The organism is Stenotrophomonas maltophilia, assembly GCF_006970445.1.
Lineage (GTDB): Bacteria > Pseudomonadota > Gammaproteobacteria > Xanthomonadales > Xanthomonadaceae > Stenotrophomonas > Stenotrophomonas maltophilia_AU.
On the sequence record NZ_CP033877.1, the window covers coordinates 482936 to 504709 of the forward strand.

At 68.2% G+C, this 21774-nt stretch carries 18 protein-coding genes; 15 read left to right on the forward strand and 3 right to left on the reverse strand.

Going from position 1 to position 21774, the window contains the following annotated elements; all coding sequences use genetic code 11:
- The first annotated feature begins 25 nt into the window (after positions 1 to 25).
- Positions 26 to 1204 (forward strand): serine hydrolase domain-containing protein, encoded by a 1179-nt coding sequence (locus EGM71_RS02165; protein ID WP_188487501.1) that lies wholly within the window; start codon positions 26 to 28, stop codon positions 1202 to 1204.
- Positions 1201 to 2385, forward strand: a complete 1185-nt coding sequence (locus EGM71_RS02170) for an MFS transporter (protein ID WP_188487503.1) — start codon at positions 1201 to 1203, stop codon at positions 2383 to 2385. Before EGM71_RS02165 ends, EGM71_RS02170 begins: the two co-directional genes overlap by 4 nt.
- Before the next feature lie 64 nt (positions 2386 to 2449).
- On the opposite strand, the gene EGM71_RS02175 is transcribed toward EGM71_RS02170, so the two are convergent.
- Positions 2450 to 4066, reverse strand: coding sequence for an EAL domain-containing protein (locus tag EGM71_RS02175; protein ID WP_188487505.1), 1617 nt, complete (start codon positions 4064 to 4066; stop codon positions 2450 to 2452).
- A gap of 230 nt (positions 4067 to 4296) precedes the next feature.
- Here EGM71_RS02175 and cycA point away from each other — a divergent pair, with 230 nt between their 5' ends.
- Entirely contained in the window at positions 4297 to 5670 is a 1374-nt protein-coding gene (gene cycA, locus EGM71_RS02180; protein WP_049444868.1) for a D-serine/D-alanine/glycine transporter, read from the forward strand.
- Between the two features lie 327 nt (positions 5671 to 5997).
- A complete protein-coding gene (locus tag EGM71_RS02185; protein ID WP_188487509.1) occupies positions 5998 to 6774 on the forward strand; it encodes a lytic transglycosylase domain-containing protein in 777 nt (258 codons plus the stop codon).
- 7 nt (positions 6775 to 6781) lie between these two features.
- On the opposite strand, the gene EGM71_RS02190 is transcribed toward EGM71_RS02185, so the two are convergent.
- Entirely contained in the window at positions 6782 to 8302 is a 1521-nt protein-coding gene (locus EGM71_RS02190; protein ID WP_188487511.1) for a hypothetical protein, read from the reverse strand.
- A gap of 160 nt (positions 8303 to 8462) precedes the next feature.
- On the opposite strand from EGM71_RS02190, the gene EGM71_RS02195 reads away from it, so the two are divergent.
- Positions 8463 to 10544, forward strand: coding sequence for an NHL repeat-containing protein (locus tag EGM71_RS02195; RefSeq protein ID WP_188487513.1), 2082 nt, complete (start codon positions 8463 to 8465; stop codon positions 10542 to 10544).
- Here EGM71_RS02195 and EGM71_RS02200 read toward each other — a convergent pair.
- The gene (locus EGM71_RS02200) at positions 10522 to 10929 is read right to left on the reverse strand and encodes a YciI family protein (RefSeq protein WP_005412102.1); all 408 of its coding nucleotides are present in this window, start codon (positions 10927 to 10929) and stop codon (positions 10522 to 10524) included. The two genes, EGM71_RS02195 and EGM71_RS02200, sit on opposite strands and share 23 nt — an antisense overlap.
- Positions 10930 to 11647: 718 nt before the next feature.
- On the opposite strand from EGM71_RS02200, the gene EGM71_RS02205 reads away from it, so the two are divergent.
- The 10 genes from EGM71_RS02205 to EGM71_RS02250 all read left to right on the forward strand — a co-directional run bounded on the left by EGM71_RS02205 (position 11648) and on the right by EGM71_RS02250 (position 21613).
- Positions 11648 to 12061: a YciI family protein gene (locus tag EGM71_RS02205; protein WP_188487515.1), complete on the forward strand. Its 414-nt coding sequence runs from the start codon at positions 11648 to 11650 to the stop codon at positions 12059 to 12061.
- A gap of 67 nt (positions 12062 to 12128) precedes the next feature.
- Positions 12129 to 12551, forward strand: coding sequence for a VOC family protein (locus tag EGM71_RS02210; protein ID WP_014035813.1), 423 nt, complete (start codon positions 12129 to 12131; stop codon positions 12549 to 12551).
- Positions 12552 to 12584: 33 nt separating this feature from the next.
- The gene (locus EGM71_RS02215) at positions 12585 to 12995 is read left to right on the forward strand and encodes a VOC family protein (RefSeq protein ID WP_188487517.1); all 411 of its coding nucleotides are present in this window, start codon (positions 12585 to 12587) and stop codon (positions 12993 to 12995) included.
- Between the two features lie 23 nt (positions 12996 to 13018).
- Positions 13019 to 13375: a DUF1428 domain-containing protein gene (locus EGM71_RS02220; RefSeq protein ID WP_188487519.1), complete on the forward strand. Its 357-nt coding sequence runs from the start codon at positions 13019 to 13021 to the stop codon at positions 13373 to 13375.
- 45 nt (positions 13376 to 13420) lie between these two features.
- Positions 13421 to 14683 carry an RNA polymerase sigma factor gene (locus EGM71_RS02225; RefSeq protein ID WP_188487521.1) on the forward strand — a complete coding sequence of 421 codons (1263 nt, stop codon included), beginning with the start codon at positions 13421 to 13423 and terminating at the stop codon, positions 14681 to 14683.
- Positions 14684 to 14789: 106 nt separating this feature from the next.
- Positions 14790 to 15986: a hypothetical protein gene (locus EGM71_RS02230; protein WP_188487523.1), complete on the forward strand. Its 1197-nt coding sequence runs from the start codon at positions 14790 to 14792 to the stop codon at positions 15984 to 15986.
- Entirely contained in the window at positions 15977 to 17077 is a 1101-nt protein-coding gene (locus EGM71_RS02235) for a hypothetical protein (protein WP_188487525.1), read from the forward strand. The genes EGM71_RS02230 and EGM71_RS02235 overlap by 10 nt, the downstream gene beginning before the upstream one ends.
- Before the next feature lie 98 nt (positions 17078 to 17175).
- Positions 17176 to 17862, forward strand: coding sequence for a hypothetical protein (locus EGM71_RS02240; RefSeq protein WP_014035819.1), 687 nt, complete (start codon positions 17176 to 17178; stop codon positions 17860 to 17862).
- 16 nt (positions 17863 to 17878) lie between these two features.
- On the forward strand, positions 17879 to 19531 hold the full coding sequence (locus EGM71_RS02245) for a CsgG/HfaB family protein (protein ID WP_188487527.1): 1653 nt from the start codon (positions 17879 to 17881) through the stop codon (positions 19529 to 19531).
- A 432-nt stretch (positions 19532 to 19963) separates the two neighbouring features.
- Positions 19964 to 21613, forward strand: coding sequence for a M28 family metallopeptidase (locus tag EGM71_RS02250; protein WP_188487529.1), 1650 nt, complete (start codon positions 19964 to 19966; stop codon positions 21611 to 21613).
- Positions 21614 to 21774: the final 161 nt, after the last annotated feature.

Here is a 21774-nt window from a genome sequence, read left to right on the forward strand (position 1 = left end):
GGGCCTCTCCCCACGGATCACCGCGATGAATGCCGTTCTTTCCCTTGAACCCGCGCCGGCGCTGCCTTCGGTGCAGCGGCTGCTGCAGCAGGTCCACCCGCTGCGCCTGGTCGGCGCGGTGGTGCTGGTGCGTGAGCACGGCGTGCTGCGCCATGCCAGCGCGACCGGGCTGGCTGATCGCGAGTCGGCGATGCCGATGCGGCGCGACCAGATGTTCCGGCTGTCATCGGTCAGCAAGCCGCTGTTGACCACGGTGATCCTGCGCCTGGTGGCCGAGGGCGTGCTCGACCTCGATGCGCCGGTGCAGCGTTGGCTGCCGGAGTTCCGCCCCGCGCTGGCCGATGGCCGCACGCCGTCGATCAACCTGCGTCAGCTGCTCAGCCACAGCAGCGGGCTGGGCTATCGCTTCCTGGAAGCCGATGCGGACGGCCCTTATGCGCGTGCTGGGGTCAGCGATGGCCTGGATGCGAACCCGCTTTCCCTGGCCAAGAACGTACGCCGCATCGCGCAGGCACCGCTGCTGTTCGAGCCGGGCAGCCAATGGCTGTATTCGTTGGGCGTGGACGTGGCCGGTGCGGTGGCCGAAGCGGCGACCGGAGAAACGCTGCAGGTGCTGTTCGAGCGTTTGCTGGCCGCCCCCTTGGGCCTGCGCGATACCGCCTTCGCCACGCGCGATGCCTCGCGGTTGGCCACGCCCTATGTGAGCGACACGCCGCAGCCGCATCGCCTGCGCGAAGGCGAGGTGGTCGCGCCGTTCGAAGGTACGGTCGGCATCGAGTACAGCCTTGCGCGTGCCCTTGATGCCAGCCGTTTCGCTTCCGCCGGCGCCGGCCTGGTGGGGACTGCCGATGAAGTGATGTCGGTGCTGGAGGCGCTGCGTGATGTGCAGCGCTCCGGCCTGCTACCGCCCGCGCTGGCGGCAGAGATGGCCAGCCCGCAGGTGGGTGAGCAGGGGCCGCCGGAACCGGCCGGCTGGGGCTTCGGGCTGGGCTTTGCGGTGCTGCGCGATGCCACTGCCAGCGGAACGCCGCAGCGCGAAGGGACTTGGCGCTGGGGCGGCGCCTATGGGCACAGCTGGTTCGTCGACCCGTCGCGTGGGCTGAGCGTGGTGGCACTGACCAACACCCTGTACGAAGGCATGGATGGGGCCTTCGTCGATGAGCTGCGTGATGCGGTGTACGCCGATCTGGAGACTGTACGATGAGCGGCCACGCCATCGATGCGGCCAGCCCGGCCGGTGAGGCCACGCGTTTGCCGTGGGCGGGCCTGCTGGCGTTGGCCGGCGGTGGCTTCATCACCCTGCTGACCGAGACCCTGCCGGCCGGCGTGCTGCGGCCGATGGGCGAAAGCCTGGGCGTGAGTGATGCGGCGGTCGGCCAGCTGGTGAGCGTGTACGCGCTGGGCTCGGTGATGGCTGCACTGCCGATGACCGCGCTGACCCAGCGCCTGCCGCGGCGTCCGTTGCTGCTGGCCGCCATTGCCGGCTTCGTGGTGGTCAACACGTTGACTGCGCTGAGCAGCAGCTATGCGCTGATCCTCGCCGCGCGGTTCCTGGCCGGCGTGAGCGGTGGCCTGCTGTGGTCGCTGGTGGCCGGTTACGCGGCGCGCATGGTGGTGCCCTCGTTGCAGGGGCGGGCGATCGCGGTGGCGATGGTGGGATCACCCTTGGCGCTGTCGTTGGGGGTGCCGGCCGGCACGCTGCTTGGCCAGCAGATCGGCTGGCGCTGGGCGTTCGCGTTGATGAGCGTGCTGGGCGTGGGACTGCTGGTATACGCGCGGTGGACACTGCCGGCGCTGCCAGCGGCCGGTGCCGGCCAGCGCACCTCGCTGGCCACGGTCTGGCGGATGCCCGGCGTGCGCAGCACGCTGCTGGTGATGGTGCTGTACGTGCTGGCACACAACGTGCTGTACACGTACATCGAGCCGCTGGCGGTCGACGCGGGGGCCGGTGCATGGCTGGACCGGCTGCTGCTCGCCTTCGGCGTGGCGGCGATTGCCGGCATCGGTATTGCTGGCTGGGGCGTGGATCGCCACCTGCATGTACTGGTGTGGGCGGCGGTAGTCGGTTTCATCGTGCCGGTGCTGGCCTTGCTGGTGTGGCCGGGCGTGGCGAGTGCGCTGCTGCTGGCGACGATCCTGTGGGGCGTGGCGTTCGGCGCCGTGCCGACCCTGTTCCAGACCGCATTGGCACGACGCGCCGGGGCCGCTGCGGATCTGGCGCAGTCGATGCTGGTGACTGGTTGGAACCTGGCCATTGCTGCCGGCGGCGTGGCAGGCGGCGTGCTGCTGCAGGCCAGCGGCACGAGCCAGCTGGGATGGCTGCCGTTGCTGTTGCTGGCGGTGACCGTGGCGTGGCTGCTGGCACGGCCGAAGGCGTGGGCGTAGGCGCCGATCAATGATGGCGCGGTGCCGGCCAGCGGCCGGCACTACCGTGGGCCATGCTTTCGCTTTATTCCAGCGGTACCTGCTCGATCGGCACGCTGCGCGGGTTCTGCATGTGCTCGCGTGCAGCGCCGTACTGCTGCTGCCGCTTGTGATGGAAAGCGACGAATTCATCACGCGGCAGCGGCCGCGAGAACAACCAGCCCTGACCGAATTCCACGTGCCGGCTGTGCAGGTAGGCCAGCTGCGCTTCGGTTTCCACGCCCTCGGCCACCACCCACAGGCCCAGCTCCTTGGCCATGTCGATGATGTGCGGCGTGACCGGGCTGGTCGCGCTCTCGGTATCGATCGCATCGATGAACGACTTGTCGATCTTCAGCGCGTCCAGTGGCAGCTGCTCCAGGTACTGCAGGCTGGAGAAGCCGACGCCGAAATCGTCGATGGCCACGCTGTGGCCGGCGCGGCGGGCGGCGGCGAGCATGGTGCGCGCGCGGTCCAGGTCGAGGAAGCCGCGTTCGGTGGCCTCCATCCAGATCTGCTGCGGCAGGATGCCGCTGCCGGCCATGTGCCGGGAAATCATCTTCAGGGCGCGGCCGCTGCTGATGTCTTCCGCGGCGAGGTTGATCGCGATGTGCGCGCTGCGGTCGGCCACCAGCAGCTCGCGCATGTCGCGCACCACGTTCTCGATCACCAGGTCGGTGACGTCGGCGATCATGCCGGCCTCTTCGGCCAGCGGAATGAACAGGTCCGGCCGCACCTGGGTGCCATCCGGGCGTTGCCAGCGCACCAGCGCCTCGGCACCGACGCAGATGCCGGTGTCCAGTTCGATGATCGGCTGGTAATGCAGGTACAGCTCGCGGCGGCGGATGGCCGTGGCCAGTTCACCGCGCAGCGACAGGCGGCGCCGCGACAGCCAGATCACCAGGCCGGCCCCCGCGGCGGCCAGCAGCAGGCCCACCGGCACGTACAGCCATGCCTGTTGGCGGAAGGCCGCGGCCAGCGCGGTGCGCGGTGTGGTGGCGATGGCCAGCCATTCCTCGTTGCGCGCGGTGGCGAACAGGGTGCTGTGATCCAGACCTTCGCCAGGGTCGCGCAGCAGTGCCTGCAGCAGGTCCGGATCCAGGCCTGGCTGTTTGGCCAACAGGCGTCCATCGGGGCTGGCCAGCGCCAGCCGCACATTCGGGTCGGCAATGACATCGACGAAGCGGCGCGGGTCCACCAGTGCGTCGTAGGACCCATACAGGACCGCCAGCACCTGGCGGCGCCCGCTGTTTTCCGGGCGCACATCCACCGCGATGCCGGCGCCATCGCTGGTGACGTGGTCCGGCGTGGGCTGATCCACGTCGGACAGGAACGGTCCCCAGGAGGTGCAGCGCAGCTTGCCGCCTTCGAAGTAGCCCATCTGGTCGATCGATGGGGTGGTCATCACCAGGGTCTGCAGGCGCCGGATGTGCTCGGGACTGCAGGGTACGTAGCCACCGGCCTCGGCCGATTTCAGTGCCGCCAGCGCTTCCTGGTAGGACAGGTCGGAGCGGCGCAGGGTACGGTCGGCGATGTCGCGCAGCCGCTGTTGTTCGACGCTGATCGCGCGGTCCCAGGTGGCATAGGCCATGACGGCGATCGGCACCGCAGCGGCCAGCAGGGCCAGCGCGGTGCCGCCGATGATGACGCGCAGGCGGCTCATGGCCGGGGCTCCAGCGGGGCGGGCGGGGCAGGGCGCATGGTCGGGCCGGTCCTTGGGCAGGTGCGGCTATCTGAGCATGGCGCCGGGCCGGGCGGAATGGGATCAATACGGTATTCGGTCACAATGTGGTGAAAGCGGCCCGCTTTGACGCAATGGGGTCGTCCGGCGCTGGCGCTCGGCGCCGTGGAGGACTACCGTCGGACGCTTCGCCCGCCCTTTTGCCCGCGCCCATGACCGAGCCCGCAACGCCCCCCGAGCACCTGCGCCGCAGCCTGTCCAACCGCCACCTGCAACTGATCGCCATCGGCGGTGCCATCGGTACCGGCCTGTTCATGGGGTCAGGCAAGACCATCAGCCTGGCCGGCCCGTCCATTGTCTTCGTCTACCTGATCATCGGCGCGATGCTGTTCTTCGTGATGCGCGCGATGGGCGAGCTGCTGCTGTCCAACCTGCAGTACAAATCCTTCATCGATTTCTCCACCGACCTGCTCGGCCCGTGGGCCGGGTTCTTCTGTGGATGGACGTACTGGTTCTGCTGGATCGTCACCGCCATTGCCGACGTGATCGCGATCGCCGCCTATGCGCAGTTCTGGTTTCCCGGGCTTGAAGCCTGGAAACCGGCGCTGGCCTGCGTGATGCTGCTGCTGGCGTTGAACCTGGTGACGGTGAAGCTGTTCGGTGAAATGGAATTCTGGTTCGCGCTGATCAAGATCGTGGCGATCTGCGCGCTGATCATCACCGGCGCCGGGCTGGTGGCGTGGGGCTTCACCTCACCCAGCGGCCACACCGCGTCGCTGTCGAACCTGTGGAATGACGGCGGCATGTTCCCGATGGGCCTGGTCGGCTTCTTCGCCGGGTTCCAGATTGCGGTGTTCGCCTTCGTCGGCATCGAGCTGGTCGGCACCACCGCCGCCGAAACCGCCGACCCCGAGCGCAACCTGCCCAAGGCGATCAACTCGATCCCGGTGCGCATCATCATCTTCTACGTGCTGGCGCTGATCGCGATCATGGCGGTCACCCCGTGGCGCCAGGTGGTGCCGGACAAGAGCCCGTTCGTGCAGCTGTTCGTGCTGGCCGGCATTCCCGCTGCCGCCAGCCTGATCAACTTCGTGGTGCTGACCTCGGCCACGTCCTCGGCCAACAGCGGCATCTTCTCCACCAGCCGCATGCTGTACGGCCTGGCCGAAGAGGGCCACGCCCCGCGCGGGCTGTCGAAACTGTCGCGCGCTGCAGTGCCGGCCCGTGGCCTGCTGTTCTCGTGCCTGTGCCTGCTGGGTGGCACGCTGCTGATCTACCTGATTCCCAACCTGGTGACCGCCTTCACCCTGGTGACGACGCTGGCGACGGTGCTGTTCATCTTCGTCTGGTCGCTGATCCTGGTGGCCTACATGGCCTATCGCCGCCGCTACCCGGAGCGCCACGCTGCATCGATCTTCAAGATGCCCGGTGGCGTCGCCATGTGCTGGGCCTGCCTGGTGTTCTTCGCCGGCGTGCTGGTGCTGCTGAGCCTGCAGGGCGACACCCGCCAGGCGCTAATCGCCAGCCCCGCGTGGTTCGTGCTGCTGGGCGTGGGCTATTGGGTACGGCGGAGGGCTGCGAAGTAACCCGGCGTTTTCGTTCCATTGATTGATCCACTGTCTCCGGACGTTTCATCCACGCATGGCGTGGATCTACTGCCCGCCGCTGGGAGCTGTCGAAGGCGGGGTGGGTCCGGTTGTGGGGGCGTGAGCCGCATGGATGCGGCGACCGAGCTTACATGGACGTACTTGCAGCGTCCCCCACAACCGGACCCACCCCGCCTCCTCGCAGGAAAACGGCTGTTGCTGTTGAGGTTGCCGGCCAGCGGCCGGCACTACCGCAGGTGCAGGGCGCAGCCCTGCCGACCCCCATTCACCCAACATTAGCGGGCCCGGCCGGATCATCCGGCCGCCATGTCCCCTCGCCCCCTCCTGCTCGTGCTGTTGCTGCTGCCCAGCCTATGGCCCGGGCTGGCCACCGCGCGCACGGTCTACCGCTGCGTGCAGGGCAACACCGTCAGCCTGGCCACCGCGCCGGAACCCGGCTCGCGCTGTACCGCCAGGGAGATCGACGACAACGCCGTCCAGACCCCGAACCTGTGGGGCAACATGGGCGTGTTCAGCGGCGTGTTGTACGAACGCGAACAGGACGGGGCGATGGTCTACTCCACGCGCAACCTGCCCGGCTCGCGAGTGTTCCTGAAGTTCACCGTAGCCACGCCGCCGGGCGAGCCGGCGCACGAAGGCCTGGGCAAGGTCGGCAAACCGCAGCTGGCGCAGCACGCCAGGCAGTTCAAGGCCGCAGCCAAGGCCACCGGCGTCGATGATGCCTGGCTGCGTGCCATCGCCCACGCCGAAAGCAATTTCGACGCACTGGCGGTATCCAGCAAGGGCGCACAGGGGGTGATGCAGCTGATGCCCGATACCGCGCAGGAATACGGGGTGAGCGATCCGTTCTCGCCGCAGCAGTCGATCGAGGGCGGCGCGCGCTACATGCGCGCGCTGCTGCGCCGCTACAACGGCGACCGCCCGTTGGCGGCGGCCGCCTACAACGCGGGCATCGGTGCAGTCACCCGCTACAAGGGCGTGCCGCCCTACGCCGAAACCCTGGCCTACGTGGACAAGGTGATGGCCCTGTACGCACGCTACCGCGAAGCCATGGGCATCCGCACCGAGGTGCCTGCGCGCTAGCAGGCACTCAGCGCGAGGTGGAAGTGCTGACCAGGTCGTAGCGCTCGATGCGGCCGACGCGTGCCACCTCGGCCTGCACGTCGGCACGCTGCTTGAGTGCACGCCACGCGGCATCGATGCGCACATCGCCCGGCAATGACGGATAGGTGCGCATGTCCTGCAGGCTGGCCAGGGTTTCACCGCGTTCAACCGGCGAGCGCAGCTGTTCGATCAGCACGGCGGCGGCCCCGTCCAGGTTGCCTTCCTCCAGCAGCATTTCGCGATGGAACAGGCGGGCATCATCGCGCTGGGCCAGGATCACCGCGCGCGCCGCATCGCGTGCCTTGGCATCGCCACGCTCGCGGGCGGCGGCGAACTGCAGCAGCGCCTGCGCGGCCTTGCCGTAGCCGGCGAGGCCCGGCATGTCATTCACTGCCTGCGCAGCGTCCTGCAAACGCCCCAGCGAACTGAACACGAAGCCGACATTCATCTGGTGCTCGACACCATCCGGGCCGAGCGCGCCGATGCGTGCGGCCTGTTGCGCCGTGGCCAGCGCCTCATCGGTGCGGCCCAGCCGGCGCAGCGCGGTGAGCCGGCTGTTGAGCAGCCAGGCCACCCATTCCGCTTCCGCGGCGGCGGGCGATTCGCCGTTGCTGGCGGCACCGGCCATGCCCTCGGTCAACGACAGCACTTCCTCGTTGCGGTCCAGCATCAGCAGGGTGGTGCTGAACTCGGCCATGCGCGCGTCCAGTGCGCGGTCGAGCAGGCCCGAAACACGCAGTTCATCGAGGTGGCGCTGTGCCGCCTGCACCGGATCGAAACGCGCGTCACCGCGTTCGACATAACGGTCGAAGCGCTTGTCGCTGCGCAGGCGGATGATTTCGGCCGGGCTGTCGATGCGCGCCAGCGTGGCTGGAATGCTGTCGCCACGGCCGTTGTCGGCCTGCAGCGTGGCCAGCGCCAGCCACAGCCCGGTGGGTTCCAGGCCGCCGCTCTTCCAGCCGTTGTCGAACAGCGCCTGCAGCAGGTCCATGCGCTTCTGCGGCTGGTCACGCAGGCGGTACTGCAGGTAGTTGATGGCGTGGTGATCGACCGGCAGCGGTGCGTCGGCATGCTGCAGTGCCTTCACCAGGAAGGTGGTGGCTGCGGCCGGCTGGTTGTCCGACAGTTCCACCGACACCTGGGTGAGCAGGATCTGTGCATCCTCCGGCAGGGCCTCCTGCGCCTGTTGCAGGTAGCGTCGGGCCAGTGCCGGCTTCTTCTGCATCAGTGCGGTCCAGCCGGCGACCTGCGAGGCGCGGCCGCGATGTTCGGCATCGAAGTCGTCCAGCAACGGATCCTCCATCAGCCGCTCCATGCTGATCAGCGCGCCCAGCGTGTTGCCGCCGCGCGCCTGCTGGATCGCTTCATCCCAGCGCGTGGCGTACGCCGCGTGTACTGCATCGGCGGTGGCTGATGGTTTCTGCGGGGCCACCGTGATCGAGGCGGAGGCGGGCGCACTGGCCAATGCGGCCAGCAGCAGGACGGTGAGGGGGAGAACGCGGGGCATGGAGAATCTCCATCCGTGGGAACCGCATTGAACCTGCTGCAGCCAGTGAGAACAAGCAGGGCGCATGGAACTCTGCTGTTCCGCCGTACGATTGGCCGTGGCGGATCGCACCTTCACCGTCTATTGTCGGTGCCTCTTCAGGCAGGAGCAGCGCAGCACGATGGCACGGTGGCAATGGATGGTGGCAGGGGTGGCGTCTGCAACGGCGGTGGCATTGGCAGCGACCTGGTGGGAGACGCCGCTGCACACGCTGGCCGAGCCTGCGGGCCCGGCGCCCACGCCATTGGCCTGGACCGCACAGATCGAGCCGTTGGCCGGTGACGGCCATCCCGGTGACCGGGACGGTGGATCCGCGCAGGCGCGTTTCGCCGATCCCTACGCGCTGCTGCGCGGTGCCGATGGCAGCATCTACTTCACCGATGCCGGCGACAACAACCGCATCCGTCGCCGACTGCCCGATGGCCGCATCGAAACCGTGGCCGGGCAGGGCGAGGGACGCGTCGACGGCCCGGCACTGCAGGCCAGTTTCAATACGCCCTCGGGCATTGCCGCCGACGCGCAGGGCAACCTGTATGTGGCCGACACCGGCAACCACGCGATCCGCCGCATCGGCACCGATGGCCAGGTGACCACGCTGGCCGGTGGCGAACAGGGCCATGACGATGGCCCCGCCGCGCAGGCCCGCTTCGATGCGCCGATGGGCATCGCAGTGGATGCGCAGGGCCAGGTCTACGTGGCCGATACGTTCAACGATCGCATCCGGGTGATCGGTACCGATGGCAGCGTGCGCACCCTGGCCGGTGGCGATCGGCCAGGCTTTGCCGACGGCGTGGGTGCCGCCGCGCGTTTTGATACGCCGGTGGCGCTGGCCTTCGATGCACACGGTGCGCTGCTGGTGGCCGACCTGTTCAACAACGCGGTTCGCCGGGTGGCGGCCGATGGCACGGTCAGCACCGTGGTCGCCGCCGGTGGCGTGATCAATGGGCCGCTGTCACTGGCCACCACCCACGACGGCGTGCTGTACGTGGGTGACCTGGATGGCCGCATCGTGCAGGTGACGCCGCAAGGCCACCAGATCGCGCTGGTCGGCAACGGCCGCCTGCCGCGCCTGGCCCGCCCCAGTGGCCTGGCGATGGATGCCGATGGCAGCGTGCTGGTGGCCGACGCCGCCAGCTACCGCCTGCACCGCCTGCGCCCGTTGCCGGTGGGTGACCTGCCGGCGCCGGCGCTGGTCGGCCCGGCCGCCGATGCCGCGTTGCCGAAGACCGGGGGCCGTTGGCCGCTGGCACCGCAGGAGGGCTGGCACGAAGTGGTCGGTACGCTGGGCGAAGTGCGTGGCAACTTCACCGGCGAGAGCCGCCACCACCTGCACGGCGGCTTCGATGTACGCGGTGATGTGGGACAGACCGTGCTGGCGATCGCCGACGGCAAGATCAGCAGCCCGGTGGCGGCCTGGAACCTGGGCGAGCAGGCCGAGGGCCTGGCCGTGGATCGTCTCAAGTACATCCACATGCGGGTCGGCCGCAGCCCGCGCGACCAGCCGTTCGATGCGCGCTGGCAGGCGTTGTATGACGAGCAGGGCAAGCTGGAACGGATGCGTGTGCGCCGTGGCATGCGCATCCACGTCGGTGACCGCCTGGGCAGCATCAACAACCAGGCGCACGTGCATCTGGCGGTGGGTACCGGCGGTTTCGAGACCAACGCGGTGGCGCTGGGCTTCCACAACTACGCCGACCACTTCGCGCCGCGCATCACCGATGTGGCCCTGCTGGACGACAACGACCAGCCGATGGCGGCGGGCAGCGACGGCGTAGTGATGGTGGCGCGCCAGGGCCGCGGCGTGCAGATCGTGATCGAGGCCTGGGACCAGGTCGACAACAACCTGCCGCGTCGCCGCCTGGGCATGTACCAGGTGGGCTACCAGATCCTCGATGCCGCTGGACAGCCGCTGCAGGGCTACGAGCAGCCGCGCTGGAACATCGTGTTCAACCGCATGCCGCCGCAGAAGGAAGCGGTGCGCGTGGCCTACGCACCGGACAGCGGCATCACCGTGCATGGCAGCGCGGTCACCCGTTTCCGTTACCTGGCCACCAACACCGTGCGTGACGGCCTGATGGAAACGGGGCGCTGGCAGCCGGCGGCGCTGCCGCCGGGCGAGTACATCGTGCGCGCCAGCGTGCGCGACTACAGCGGCAACGAGGGCGTCGGCCCGCGCGAGATCAGAGTACGGCTGCTGCCATAGCGGCAGCCGGGGCGCCGCAGCGTTCGCGCTCGGCGTCCATGTCTTCCAGCGGCCGCACCTCGATGCTGCCGAAGCGCGCCCAGGGGAAGTCGCGGGCGATGCGCATGGCTTCGTCACGGTCGCGGGCGACGATCAGGTTGAAGCCGGCCAGCAGTTCGCGGGTCTCGGCGAACGGGCCATCCAGTACGCGGCTGTGGCCATCGCGCACGCGCAGGGTCTGCGCGGTGTCGACCGGCTGCAGCTTTTGCGCGGCCAGCAGCGTGCCTTCGGCCTGCAGCTTGTCGGCGTGGGCGAGGCAGTCGCGCATCAGCGCGTTGAATTCTTCGGTGGGCAGCGCCTGCAGCAGGGCAGGCTCGATGTAGATCAGAAGCAGGTACTGCTGCATGGCACGGTCCTGGCGGGGGCGGGGGTCCATGATCGCGCAGGATTGCGCGTGGGCATGTTGCAGCGCGGGAGGCGCGCCTTCGGCGGGGATCGGTGAACGGCGGAGCCCCTCCGTGGTGGGTTGGTCGCTGAGAGCTGGGTTTCAGAGGGTGGATCGGGCGGGTGGGATTGGCGGGGACGCCGTGAATCCGTCCCTGGAGGCTTGGCCGCGCCATCCATGGCGCGGATACCCCGCCAACCCCACCCGCCCGATCCCTGACAGATTCCGGTCGCCGAACCACCACGGGAAATCAACAACAAGAGCAGAAGCGGGTCGCTTCGCTCGCAAAGCCGAGGCCGCCAGCCAACCGCCGTTGCTGTTGCTGTTGCTGTTGCTTTTTTTCTTGATCTTCCCGTGGTGGAGCGGAGACAGGAACTTGTCCAAGGCCGGGTGGGTAGGCGGGGCGGGGGTGTCCGCGGCATGGATGCCGCGGCCAAGCCCCAAGGGACGGGTTTACGGCGTCCCCCGACCCGCCTACCCACCCGGCCAAACCCATGAACCCGAGCTTTTCAGCGACCAACCCACCCCCACCACGGAGGGGCTCCGCCGTTCGCCGATCGCCGCCGAAGGCGCGCTTTCCACGGAAGAAATAATTTTCAGAAGACGTGTCGATTCCCAGCCCCCTGGTTCGTTGTACCCAGTGAAGGGCACGCACCCCGCGTCCCCACGGGAGACCGCAATGAAAGTAATGGTGATCGTGAAGGCCAACGCCGACTCCGAAGCCGGCCGCATGCCCAGCGAACAGGAATTGTCCGAAATGGGCGCCTTCAACGAACAACTCGTGGCCGCCGGCATCATGCTGGCCGGTGAAGGCCTGCATGCCACCCAGCGCGGCCGCCGCATTCACTTCGGCAGCGGCACACCCAAGGTCGAGGCCGGTCCGTTCGGTCCTGCCAGCGACCAGATCGCCGGCTTCTGGCTGTGGGAAGTGCGGTCGCTGGAAGAGGCCGTTGAGTGGGCCAGCCGTGCGCCGTTTGGTAGTGGCGGCACGCTGGAACTGCGTCCCTTGATCTCCGCTGAAGACTTCGGTGAAGCCTTCACCCCCGAATTACAGCAGCAGGAACAGCGTCTGCGTGCACAGCTGGAAGGTTGACCCGATGCATCTCCCTGCCGGGCACGACCCGGCGCTACTGCCCTGAACCACACCACGGAGTATTGCCATGAGACTGATTCCCTTCCTCGGCTTCAGCGGCCAGGCCCACGACGCGATGGCGTTCTACGCCAAGGCACTCGGTGGCCAGGTCACCTCGGAAATGAAGTACCGCGACATGCCGCCGTCCGATGGCATGCCCGGCTGCAACGAGATGCCGGCGCAGACCCTGGACCACGTTGCGCACAGCCAGCTGGAGATCGGCAACGCCATCGTGATGGCGGCCGACGGTCCCGGCGGCGGTGAAGGTGGCTCGACCACCATCAATGTCGACGTCGACAGCATCGAAGAAGCCGAACGCGTGTTCGCCGCGCTGGCCGAGGGTGGCCAGGTGCAGATGCCGATCGCCGAAACGTTCTGGGCACACCGCTGGGGCATGCTGATCGACCGCTACGGCAAGCCGTGGATGGTCAACTGCATGAAGCAGCCCTGATTCCGTCTTCTCCATCCACAAGGAGCTTCACCGATGAGTGCACCACAACCGCAGATGATCTTCGTCAACCTGCCCGTGCAGGATCTGAACGCATCCAAGGCCTTCTTCGCTGCGCTGGGCTACAGCTTCAACCCGACCTTCACCAATGACGATGCGGCCTGCATGGTGATCAGCGAGAGCATCTTCGTGATGCTGCTGACCCAGCCATTCTTCAAGCAGTTCACCACCAAGTCGATTGCTGACGCGCATCAGCAGACCGAGGTGATCACCTGCCTGTCGGCCGACAGCCGCAAGGCCGTGGACGTGATGGTGGACAAGGCGCTGACGGCCGGCGCCAGCGAACCGCAGCCGGCGCGCGACTACGGCTTCATGTACCAGCGTGGCTTCCAGGACCTGGACGGCCATCTCTGGGAAATCGCACACATGGACGGCGAGCCGGGCTGACGGCCGCCGCAGGGAGAACCCTCATGGCTTACGTGGATGCTTACGTGCTGCCGTGCCCGCAGGACAAGGTGGTGGCCTACCGCCGCCTTGCCCGCAAGGCCGGCGCGGTGTGGAAGGACCATGGCGCGCTGCAGTACATGGAATGCGTGGCCGACGATGTGGAACCGGGCAAGAGCACCTCGTTTCCGCGCGCGGTCAAGGCGAAGCCGGGCGAAACGGTGATCGTCGCCTTCGTGGTGTTCCGCTCGCGCGCGGCACGCGACCGCATCAACGCAAAGGTGATGGCCGACCCGCGGCTGGCGTCGCTGGGCCCGAAGGACATGCCGTTCGATACCCGGCGCATGTTCTGGGGCGGCTTCAAGCCGATTGTTGAAGCGTGAGCTGCGGCGCTTGTGCGGGCCGGGCGTGCGTGCTGTGATCGGCGCATGCTCGAGCCCGCACTGACGCAGCGTCTGGAAACCCTCTGGCGGATGGAGTCGCCAGTGCTGATCGCGCGCCTGGCGCGGCTGCTCGGTGGCGATGTCGGCCGTGCCGAGGAGCTGGCCCAGGACACCTGGCTGGCCGCGCTGGAGCGTTGGCCGGAGCAGGGCATCCCGGACAACCCCGGAGCCTGGCTGATGACCACCGCGCGCAACCGTGCCATCGATGTGCTGCGCCAGCACCAGCGGGTGGCGCAGCAGCACGCGCAATGGGGCGAGGAACTGCATCCGGCTGCGCTGCCGGCACCCGATGACAGCCAGGCGCTGGAGGATGACCTGGGCGATGACCTGCTGCGGTTGATGTTCGTGGCCTGCCATCCCGTGCTGCCGGCCGATGCGCGCGTGGCACTCACCCTGCGCCTGCTCGGTGGCCTGACCACCATCGAGATCGCGCGTGCGTTCCTGCAGCCGGAGCCGACCATCGCCCAGCGCATCGTGCGCGCCAAGCGCACCCTGGCGCAGAAGCAGGTGCCCTATGAAGTGCCGCGCGCGGAGGCGATGCCGGAGCGCCTGGCCTCGGTGCTGGAGGCGATCTATCTGGTGTTCAACGAAGGCTATGCGGCCAGTGCCGGTGATGACTGGATGCGCCCGGCGCTGTGCGAGGAAGCACTGCGGCTGGCCCGCATCCTGGCGCATCGGTTGCCGGTGCCGCCGGTGCTGGGCCTGCTGGCGTTGATGGAACTGCAGGCCTCGCGCGCAGCGGCGCGCGTGAATACGCAGGGTGCGCCGGTGTTGCTGGACCAGCAGAACCGTGCGCGCTGGGACTGGCTGCAGATCGACCGCGGGCAGCAGGTGCTGGCGCGCGCGCTGGCCATCGGTGGCGACCAGGACCCCTATGTGCTGCAGGCGCGCATCGCGGCCTGCCATGCGGCTGCGCGTCGCGCTGACGCCACCGATTGGCCGCGTATTGCTGCGCTCTATACACAGCTGCTGCAGGTGCAACCTTCGCCGGTGGTGGCATTGAACCGGGTGGTGGCGATCCTGCGCAGCGACGGTGCCTTCGCCGCGTGGGCGCAGCTGCAGCCACTGCTGGTCGATCCGCGCCTGCGCGACTACGCGCCGCTGCAGGTGGTGCGCGGCGAGCTGCTGCAGGCACTGGGACGGGAGCAGGACGCGCGCGATGCATTTGCCGAAGCCGCCCGGCTCAGCCAGAACCAGGCCGAGCGCGGACTGCTGCGGCAACGGGCGGGCCTGCCCCCCACGGAGTGAACCGACAAAGGCAGCACTTGTCGGCAGGCCCGTGAGCGGCTATGTTTCGCGCCCAGCGGACGCATGAGCGTCCGCGACCCGTGCGTATTGACCGAGGAGCGGTTGGATGTATTCAAGGACGAAGAGCGCATCGCGCGCTTTTGCGCGCCTGCTTGCCTGTGCCCTGTGCCTGGCCGTATGGCCGATGGCCGTGCAGGCCACGGACAAATCGCAGCAGGCCTATTGGGCCGGTTTTGCCTATACCGCTGACGCTGCCGCCGTGCAGGCGACCACGCCGCATGCGCATGCGGTGCTGGAACGGCGTGGCCTGGTCCCGCTGAACCAGACGCTGGCGCAGTCGCTCAAGCGCCGTGCACCGGCGCACCTGGAGCTGATCGACCAGCCGGTGGCGATGCTCGACGGCACCACCAGCGCCACCGTGCTGGCCGCTGCGCTGGATCGCGAGCTGGTCTCGGTCGAACCGATCGGCGACCAGTACAAGGTGCTGGTGGAAGTGGCGCTGCAGGCGCTGTTCTTCGACTTCCGCGAGCGCCAGGTGATCGCCTCCTATCCGCTCACCCTGCAGCGCATCGACGTGCAGGACTACCGTCCGGACAACGACGATATCGACGCGATCGTCGCCGATCTGCTGTACGGCGGCGCCGATACCAGCCTGTCGCAGGTACTGGCGGCCAGCCTGGCGCAGGCGCGGCTGCCCGACGCCGCCATGCGTCGCCTGCAGGTGGGTGGGGTGACCCTGTCCGACGCGGTGCGCGCCAAGCTGCCCGACCCGAAGTGGGACGCGCCGCTGCGCGCCACCCTGGCCCATGAGCTGTCCAAGACGCTGTCGTCCAACACCGGCGTCGGCCTGCTGCCGCCGGCCTCGGGCCAGGCGATCGGTGGCGCGATGGCCGCCCGCTTTGCCGACGGCAAGGTCTACCAGCTGAAGATTCCCGAACCCGACTACGTCATCAACCTGCAGGTCGATGCACTGAAGAACGGCGTGATCGAGGAAACCCCGGCAATGAAGACGATGCTGTTCGGCGCCTTCTTCACCGCCAAGGTGACCGAGCCGTTCTCGGGCAAGGTCTATTTCGAACAGCCGCTGCGCAAGGGTGCCACCAAGGTGGTGCCGGTCACGCAGTGGCAGGTCGACCAGTGGTCGGCCAGCTACGAAACCCTGCTGGCCGGCTTCGACGCCTTCGCCGGCGCCGCCGCCAAGCGTGCCGACTCGCGCGCCTGGCTGGACGAACAGAAGCCGGGCGGCCGCCCGTTGCAGCAGCAGACCCAAGCCCTCCAGGAGTTGATCAAGTCATGTCGTTGATGCGTACCATCCTGCTCATCCTCATCGCGCTGGTGGTGGCCTCGCCGGTCGCTGCGCAGACCGCGAGTTCGCGCGGTACCGGCTCGGCCAGCTACGGCCTGCGCCTGAGTGCCGACACCCGCGCCCAGGCCCTGAACAAGGCCAAGGTCAATGCCCTGGAGGCGTACATCGCCGAAACCGGTGCAGCCAAGCTGCGCCTGTTCGAAGCACGCCGCGCCGAGTTCATCGGCGAGATCGATCGCTACGTGCTCAGCGCGGTGCAGTTGTCGGACACCGAAGACAAGAAGGCCAAGACCTACAGCGTCACCGTCCGCGCCGAGATCAACACCACCCTGCTGCAGACCAAGCTGGACGCCGGTTCGGCCGTGGCCGGTGCCACCGCTGCGCAGCGCTCGCTGCTGACCTTCCTGTTCATGGCGCGCTCGCAGGACACTGTGCAGTCGTTCCAGGACAAGGAATACCGCCGCGTCGACGCCAGCAGCAGCTACAGCGAGAACACCCGTGAGGGCGACAGCTTCCGCGGTAACTCGGTCAGCACCAACGGCAGCATCAACCAGAGCGGTTCGGTGTCGGTCACCAGCGGCGGCAGCACCACCGCGCGCGCCGACAACATCACCTGGAAGGTGGCCAACGCCGCCGAGGTCAACACCGCGATGACCGGTGCCTTCAGCGCCGCCGGCTACGAAGTGGTTGAAGCCGAATACGTGGAAGGCGAGTCGCGCGGCCTGCTCAGCATCGAGCGCATCCGCAAGGACTTCAGCACCGGCAACGACCTGGCCCCGGCCACCCTGCGCGACACCGCCAACGGCATCCGCGCGGCCAACATCCCGTACATCGCCGTCGGCACCCTCGACGTCGGCATGCGTGACCGCGATCCGGCCAGCGGCAACACCCGCGTGTTCGTCACTGTCACCGGCAAGGTGCTGGACGTGACCGGTCGTTTCCCGCGCACCGTGTCGTCGGTCGGCCCGGTGCAGTTCTCCGGTACCGGCCCGAATGAAACCGTGGCCCGTACCAATGCCCTGCAGCTGGCTGCCGAAAAGGCCGCCCAGCAGATGATCAACGAACTGAACGTCAAGGCGGTCCGCTGATCCGCCACCCCGGTGGGTGCCGAGCTCGCTCGGCATCGCCCGGGGTTACCGATTCCCCACGAGCCGCACCGCGGCCGTCTCTCCCAAAGGACTCTCACATGATCCGCAATACCGCTCTTGTCCTGGCCATCGCGGCCGCCACCCTGTCGATGCCGGCCCACGCCGGCCTGGGCAAGCTGAAGGACCTGACGGGCGCCTCCACCGGCTCCTCCAGCAGCACTTCCAGCGCCGCCGCGCCGAACGAAGCTGCGCAGGAAGCACTGGTGCGTCGTTTCGTCAGCTCGCAGTCGCACTCGCTGCAGGCCCAGACCTCGTTCGCCCGTGCCTTCGGCCTGGCCGAGCAGGTGCAGCTGCTGGAAGCCGAGCGCCAGGCGCTGTCGTCGGGTTCGGTCAGCGTCGATGCGATGAAGAAGTCGGTGTCGGTCAGCGAAGCCGCCCAGGCCGCGATCGACGAGCGCCAGGCCGCGCAGCCGGAGCTGAACGCTGAATCCAAGCAGCACTACGCCGAAGGCCTGGTCTCGCTGCTGTCCTCGGCTGCCGAAGCGCAGAAGCTGGGTGGCGAAGCCAGCAACTTCACCGCCGGCATGAAGAACCTGGGCGCGACCCAGATGGCTACCGTCGGCCGCAAGCTGGCCGCCGGTGCATGGGTGGCCAAGGAATCGCCGGGCTTCATCCAGGGCCTGTACGGTTCGACCAAGTCGGCCGTGACCTTCGCCAAGAAGAGCAAGGTGAAGGTGCCGTCCAACGCCGACTCGATGCTGGGCCAGCTGGACAAGATGAACTGATCCGAGGCGAATCCCCATGCGTACGACCCCCCGTTTGATCGGCCTGGGCCTGGCTGCCGTGCTGCTTGCAGCCTGCGGCAAGCAGGACACCCCGGCCGCCGATGCGCCCACACCCGCCAAGGACAAGGCAACCAGTGCACTGGCCAGCAATGCGCCAGTGGAAGCAGCGCCCCTGCGTGGCACGCCGGATTTCGGCGGTACCACCCAGGTCGCGCGCGAGGCCGACGGCATCGGCAGCACCCCGGAACTGGCGGTGCTGGCGGCGCTGCAGTCGGCGGTGGCGCAGGTCAACGGCGTACGCGTGGCCAGCCAGATGCAGAGCCTGCGTGCAGGCCTGCATGTGGATGTGGATGACGAACACGTCGGCGATATCCGCGCCGACGCGTTCACCCAGCAGATGATCGCCGGCTCGCAGGGCGCGGTGCTGGGCTATGAAATCCTGTCGCAGGACGAAGTGCGGCAGCTGGACGAGGAAACCATCGCCCGCGTGCGCGCCAGCGATGAAGGCTGGAGCTTCAAGGGCTCGGCATCTGCCAGCGCTTCCGGCGAAGCCACCGCCAAGGGTGCCGGCGGCTCGGCCAGCGTCAAGGAAAGCTACGACGAGAAGGTCAGCGTCGATGCCAAGCGTGGCGCCAGCTCGTTCGATTCCGACGTGACCCACCGCAGCATGCGCAGCTACTGGAAGGTGCGCGTGCGTGCACAGATCGCCCAGTACCGTGCACCGGACGAGCAGGGCAAGCCGAAGATCGTGGTCGCGCTGCCGCGCACCAAGGCCGGCAGCTATGCCGTGGGCGATGGCCGCGTGAGTGCCGATGAAGTGGCCGACGCGATCCGCGCGCGCCTGTCCGACACGCTGACCCAGACCCAGCGTTTCATCGTGCTGGACCGCGAGTTCGGCGACGAACTGCAGGCCGAGATCGACCACATCAACAGCGGCAACGTGCGCTTGCAGGACACCGCACGCGTCGGCCAGCAGCTGGCGACCGACCTGATCCTGATCCCGACCATCGAACGCTTCGAGTACCCGCGCAGCGTGCGCAACCTGCGCATGTCCGACCGCCAGGTGACCTCGTACTCCGGTGGCGGCCGCATCACCCTGCGTCTGGTCAATGCCACCACCGGCCAGGTGGTGATGTCCGACAGCTTCGACCACCAGCTGGCCTCGACCGGCCCCAGCACCCTGCCGCGCGTGGTCAACGGCCGCAACATGGCCGCGGCGATGATGGAATCGCTGTCCGGCCAGATCGGTACCACGATCGTCACCACGCTGTTCCCGGTGTCGGTGGTTTCGGTGGACGGTGACCAGGTGGTGCTGAGCCAGGGCGGTGACACCGTGCAGGCTGGCCAGCGCTGGCAGGCCGTGCGCCTGGGCGAGGAGCTGAAGGACCCGCAGACCGGCCGCTCGCTGGGCCGCAGCGAACACCCGTGCTGCACCATCCGTATCGACCGCGTCGCTGCACAGACCTCGTACGGCACCATCGAAGACGGTGTCGACGCGATGCGCGGCGGCTTCCGTCCGGGCCAGATCGAACTGCGCCAGAAGCTGGGCAGCAAGCCGGCTGCCGCCGCCAGTGCGACCGCCTCGACCGCGCCGGCCGCCGCCGCCCGCCCGGCCGCCAAGCCGAAGCCCAAGCCTGCTGCCGCCCCGGCCGAAGACCCGAACTGGTAACAGGCTCAAGCAACACACAGATGGGGTCAGAGCCCTTTCCCGCCGGGAAAGGGGTCTGACCCCTTCTTGTTTCCGTGCGTGTCGACCAAGGTCGACACCTACCAACAGCGGTAGAAATCTGTCGAAGGCGGAGTGGGTTCGGTTGCGGGGGTGTCCGCGGCATGGGCCCGAGGCATGCCTCGGGCGGGTTGGGCAGGACGCCCAACCCCGGTCTTGCCGTGTGCGCAGGACAGCGCACACGAGCAAGCCGCGGCCAAGCCCCCAAGGAAGGGTTTACGGCGTCCCCCGCAACCGGACCCACCCCGCCTACCCTCAGGAAGCCAGCTCCCGCTGTTGCTTCGGCTGTTGCTGTTGCCCTGGCTTCTGCAGGTGCAGGGCGCAGCCCTGCCGAACCCCTTACACTCCAGAAGGATTTCCCTGCTGGAGAGAGCAATGAAACGAGTGGTACTGGGCGTGCTGGCCCTGTCGGTGTCGAGCGCACTGATGGCGGCCACCCCGAAATTCGATGGCGCGCGGATCTCCGCCGACGTCAAGGAACTGGCCTCCGACGCCTACGAAGGCCGCTCGCCGGCCACCGCCGGCGAAGAGAAGACCATCGCCTACCTCAGCAAGCAGTTTGCCGACGCCGGCCTGCAGCCGGGCGGCGATCTCAAGGACGGCAAGCGCCTGTGGACCCAGGCCGTGCCGCTGCGCAAGGGCGACATCGTCGGCGCACCGCAGCTGGCACTGCACCAGGGTGGCAAGACCGTGCCGCTGGAGCAGGGCAAGCAGATCGCCGTGCGCGCCGCCATGAACGGCGCCAGCAACGTCGACATCAGCAAGGCCCCGCTGGTGTTCCTCGGCTACGGCGTGAAAGCCCCGGAGCGCAACTGGGACGACTTCAAGGGCGTGGACCTGAAGGGCAAGATCGCTGTCGTGCTGATCAACGACCCGGACTTCGAAACCGGACAGGGTGATTTCGACGGCAAGGGCATGACCTATTACGGCCGCTGGACCTACAAGTACGAGGAAGGCGCCCGCCAGGGGGCGCTGGGCGTGCTGATCGTGCACGAGACCGCACCGGCGTCGTACGGCTGGGCCACCGTGGCCGGCTCCAACACCAACACCATGTTCGACGTGGTGCGCGACAACCCGGCGGAAAGCCACCCGCTGCTGGAAGGCTGGATCCAGCGCGACCTCGCGGTGGAGCTGTTCCGCTCGGCCGGGCAGGACTTCGAGGCGCTGAAGAAGAAGGCGCAGCAGCGCGACTTCACCCCGGTGCCGCTGACCGGCGCCAGCCTGGACGCGAAGTACGCGGTGAAGACCGAGGTGATCACCTCGCACAACGTGGCCGCACGCCTGGAAGGCAGCCGCCACCCGGACGAGACGATCATCTACAGCGCGCACTGGGACCACATCGGCGTGGGTGAGCCGGACGCGCGTGGCGACCGCATCTTCAACGGTGCGCTGGACAACGCCAGCGGTACCGCCTCGCTGATCGAGCTGGCACGCGGCTTCGCCAAGGAAAAGCGCCCGCAGCGCTCGCTGCTGTTCCTGGCGGTCACCGCCGAGGAAAAGGGCCTGCTGGGTTCGGAGTACTACGCCACTCATCCGCTGTACCCGCTGGAAAAGACCGTGGCGGTGATCAACATGGACGGCATGGCGCCGTTCGGTCCGTCGCGTGATTTCGGCATCTACGGTGCCGCGCGCTTCGAACTGCTGGACCAGCTGAAGGACGTGGCCAAGGGCTGGGATATCCGCTACACGCCGGACCCGAAGCCGGAAGCGGGCCTGTTCTTCCGCTCCGATCACTTCCCGTTCGCCAAGCGTGGCGTGCCGGCGCTGTCCTGGTCAGCCGGCCAGGACTGGGTGGACGGTGGCGTGGCCGCGGGCAAGAAGGCCTCCGAGGACTACACCGCCAAGCGCTATCACCAGCAGGGCGACGAGTGGCAGCCGGACTGGGTGTTCGCCGGTGCCGCCCGCGACCTGGAGGTGCTGTACACGCTGGGCAACCAGCTGGCCAACGCGCGCAGCTGGCCGAACTGGAGCAAGGACGAGTCGTTCCGCGCCGTGCGTGATGCCAGCGCCGACCAGCGCAAATAACGGCGTTCGGTAATGCCGGCCGCTGGCCGGCAACCGCACTCGGTCCGGGCAACCGTCCCCTGAGTCAGGGGGCGGCGCCATAGGCGCGGGGGTGTGGGTGCTGGTGAGATGGGGCCCACGGCTTGCGCAGGCGAGCCGTGGGAGCGCCAGCGCGAATGCGC